Annotated in this window: 3 protein-coding genes; all 3 read left to right on the top strand. The window is 69.2% G+C overall.

Annotated features, from left to right (window positions below; translation table 11 throughout):
* The first annotated feature begins 205 nt into the window (after positions 1 to 205).
* The 3 genes from GA0115259_RS08220 to glmS all read left to right on the top strand — a co-directional run bounded on the left by GA0115259_RS08220 (position 206) and on the right by glmS (position 3,487).
* Entirely contained in the window at positions 206 to 1,096 is an 891-nt protein-coding gene (locus GA0115259_RS08220) for a DUF4429 domain-containing protein (RefSeq protein WP_093593058.1), read from the top strand.
* Positions 1,097 to 1,305: 209 nt separating this feature from the next.
* On the top strand, positions 1,306 to 1,581 hold the full coding sequence (locus GA0115259_RS08215; protein WP_093593055.1) for a hypothetical protein: 276 nt from the start codon (positions 1,306 to 1,308) through the stop codon (positions 1,579 to 1,581).
* Between the two features lie 76 nt (positions 1,582 to 1,657).
* Positions 1,658 to 3,487 (top strand): glutamine--fructose-6-phosphate transaminase (isomerizing), encoded by a 1,830-nt coding sequence (gene glmS / locus GA0115259_RS08210; RefSeq protein ID WP_093593052.1) that lies wholly within the window; start codon positions 1,658 to 1,660, stop codon positions 3,485 to 3,487.
* The last annotated feature ends 146 nt before the right edge of the window (positions 3,488 to 3,633 follow it).

Here is a 3,633-nt window from a genome sequence, read left to right as displayed (position 1 = left end):
ACCCGGCCGCCACGACGAGCAGCAGCGAGCCGAACAGCCGAGGTAATGATCTGCGGTGTGCCACAACGGTTCTCACAAGGTTGTCCCTTCGACGGGGTACTCACCTGCGGTGCCGGGCGATGAACTTCTCCCATGGGACCCGCACGTCCCACCGGCGGTCAAGGTGTAGACCAATTTCCGCCCTGCCGATGGAAGAATCCACGGCATGGCGGAAATCATCCAGAAGGACGGCACATGGCTCTTCGACGGAGACACGGTCCGCATCGTGCCCGGCAACGACAAGGGCGTGAGCCCGCTGCGCGCGGCACTCGGTGAAATCGCCGTACCGCTGGAGGCGCTGGCCGGGATCTCCTTCGAGTCGGGCCGGAAGTCCGGGCGGCTCCGGCTGCGGCTGCGGGACGGCGCCGATCCGCTGCTCCAGATCGCCGCGGGCCGGCTGGGCGAGAGCTCGGATCCGTACCGGCTGACCGTGGAGAGGGACCGTTCCGGAGTCGCGGAGTATCTCGTGGACGAGGTGCGCAACGCCCTGCTGCTGGACGGTGTGGAGTCCCGTCCCGTGGACCGCTATCTGCTGCCCGGGCCCGCCCTGCCGATCACCGCGAGCGCGGGCGACGGGACCGTCACCTTCGACGGCGAGCGGATCAGACTGGAGTGGAACTGGAAGACCGAGGAGTCCAAGTCCTCGGGCGGCCCCACGACCCTGGCGCTGGCCGATGTGGAGTCGGTGGAGTGGCAGCCGAGCGCCGGGCTGGACAACGGCTATATGCGCTTCCGGGTGGCCAGGGCGCCGGCGTCGGCCCGGCCGAAGTACGACCCGTACGCGGTGGAGCTGTGGGGATTCAGGAAGGATCCGCTGATGGCGCTGGCGGGAGCCGCCGTGCTGGCCCGGCTGCCGCATCCGTACGCCTCGGCCGGTACAGGTACGGGCACGGAGGCGGGGCCGGAGCCGGAGACGGCGGACACCGCGCCGCCGGACCGCGAGGACCACGACGCGCTGCTGCGCAGACTGCGGGAGCTGGGCGAACTGCACCAGGCCGGGATACTCACCGCCGAGGAGTTCGCCACCGCCAAGCAGGCCGTCCTGAAGCGCCTCTGAGAGCGGCCCGGGCTGCCGTTCGGACGGCGCCGTATCCGTCGCATCCGTCGTATCCCGCATATCCGACGTATCTGCCGTATCTGCCGTATCTGCCGTACCTTCGCCGTAGTAGCTGACCGTTCCCTCGTTCGGCTCTGGAGAGGGCCGACTCCTGCCCGATTCCGGGCAGATTTCTTGCAAACCCCCTTCCGTACCCGCAATATCAACGGGTGCCGGAACGCAGCGCGTCGTACGACGACCTCATCGACCATCTCGTCCGCAGCACCGCGCTCCGGCGCGGCGAGGCGGCCCGGGTGGTGCTCGACGTGCTGGCGTACTTCGACGAGACGACCGAGGAGTTCGTCCGCCGGCGCCACCGGGAGATACAGGCCGCCGGCGGCACCAACGCGGAGATCTTCGAGCGGATCGCGGCCGAGCTGCCGCACCGGGCGGTGGCGCCGCCGGAGCTCTCCCTCCGGCAGTTGCGCCGCATCGTCTACGGCTGAAGCGATTGAAGCGGTCCACAGCCGAACCGATCCACGGCTGAACCGATCATGAACCGATCTGGAGGGGCAAGACTGTATGTGCGGAATCGTCGGATATATCGGCAAGCGTGATGTGGCACCACTGCTGCTGGAGGGCCTTCAGCGGCTGGAGTACCGCGGATACGACTCGGCCGGAGTGGTCATCACCGGCAAGCCGGCCGCGGGCAAGGCCGCCACGCTGAAGATGGTCAAGGCCAAGGGCCGGGTCCGCGAACTGGAGGCCCGTGTGCCCAAGCGCTTCACGGGCACCACCGGTATCGCGCACACCCGCTGGGCCACCCATGGCTCGCCGAGCGACGAGAACGCGCATCCGCACATGGACGCCGAGGGCAAGGTCGCGCTCGTCCACAACGGCATCATCGACAACGCCTCCGAGCTGCGGGTGAAGCTGGAGGCGGACGGCGTGGTGTTTCTCTCCGAGACCGACACCGAGGTGATGACCCATCTCATCGCCCGCTCCCAGGCCGCCACCCTGGAGGAGAAGGTCCGCCAGGCACTCCAGCTCATCGAGGGCACCTACGGGATCGCCGTCCTGCACGCCGACTTCCCGGACCGTATCGTCGTCGCGCGCAACGGCTCACCGGTCGTCCTCGGCATCGGCGAGAAGGAGATGTTCGTCGCCTCCGACGTGGCCGCCCTCGTCTCGCACACCCGCCAGGTCGTCACGCTCGACGACGGCGAGATGGCCACGCTCAAGGCCGACGACTTCCGTACGTACACGACCGAAGGCTCCCGTACCTCGGCCACGCCGACCACCGTGGAGTGGGAGGCCGAGTCGTACGACATGGGCGGCCACGACACGTATATGCACAAGGAGATCTCGGAGCAGCCCGACGCCGTGGACCGCGTGCTGCGCGGCCGGATCGACGACCGGTTCGCCACCGTGCATCTCGGCGGCCTGAATCTGGACGCCCGCGAGGCGCGCGGAGTGCGCCGGATCAAGATCCTGGGCTGCGGCACCTCGTACCACGCGGGACTCATCGGCGCGCAGCTCATCGAGGAGCTGGCGCGGATCCCGGCGGATGCCGAGCCCGCCTCCGAGTTCCGCTACCGCAATCCGGTCGTGGATCCCGACACACTCTATGTCGCGGTGTCGCAGTCCGGTGAGACGTACGACGTGCTGGCCGCGGTGCAGGAGCTCAAGCGCAAGGGCGCGCGCGTGCTGGGCGTGGTAAATGTGGTGGGCTCGGCGATCGCCCGGGAGACCGACGGCGGCGTGTATGTGCACGCGGGCCCGGAGGTCTGTGTCGTCTCCACCAAGTGCTTCACCAACACCGTGGTCGCCTTCGCGCTGCTGGCGCTGCATCTCGGCCGGATCCGCGATCTGTCGGTCGCCGACGGCAAGCGGATCATCGACGGGCTGCGCAGACTGCCCGCCCAGATCTCGGAGATCCTGGCGACGGAGGAGGCCATCGCGAAGCTGGCGGCCCAGTACGCGGACTCCGCCTCGATGATGTTCATCGGGCGGGTGCGCGGCTATCCGGTGGCGCTGGAGGCCTCCCTGAAGCTCAAGGAGATCTCGTACATCCACGCCGAGGCCTATCCCGCCTCCGAGCTCAAGCACGGCCCGCTCGCGCTGATCGAACCGGCGCTGCCGACGGTCGCGATCGTCCCGGACGACGATCTGCTGGAGAAGAACCGCGCGGCGCTGGAGGAGATCAAGGCGCGCAGCGGCCCGATCCTGGCGGTGGCGCACCAGCCGCAGGAGAAGGCCGACCACACGATCGTGGTACCGAAGAACGAGACCGAGCTGGACGCGATCCTGCTGGGCATCCCGCTCCAGCTCCTGGCGTACCACACGGCACTGGCGCTGGGCCGTGACATCGACAAGCCCAGGAACCTGGCGAAGTCGGTGACGGTGGAGTAGCAGGGCGGCGTCCGGGCCCGAGCCCCGCGGCCCCGAAACCGGCTGCGGCCGAGCCCCCGGCAGGGCTGTGAGAGCGCCCCCAGTGCATGCCGCCCGGCGCGCTGGGGGCGCTCTCCGTAGGGGCCGGCGCTGCCCGGACACCGGCC

Origin of the sequence: Streptomyces sp. MnatMP-M17, assembly GCF_900091995.1 — a bacterium.
Classification (GTDB): Bacteria; Actinomycetota; Actinomycetes; order Streptomycetales; family Streptomycetaceae; genus Streptomyces.
This window is presented reverse-complemented; position numbering and strand designations above follow the sequence as displayed.

Excerpts from the sequence above, each read along its gene's own strand:
- GA0115259_RS08220 (WP_093593058.1), top strand. The coding sequence starts at position 206 with ATGGCGGAAATCATCCAGAAGGACGGCACATGGCTCTTCGACGGAGAC.
- glmS (WP_093593052.1), top strand. The coding sequence starts at position 1,658 with ATGTGCGGAATCGTCGGATATATCGGCAAGCGTGATGTGGCACCACTG.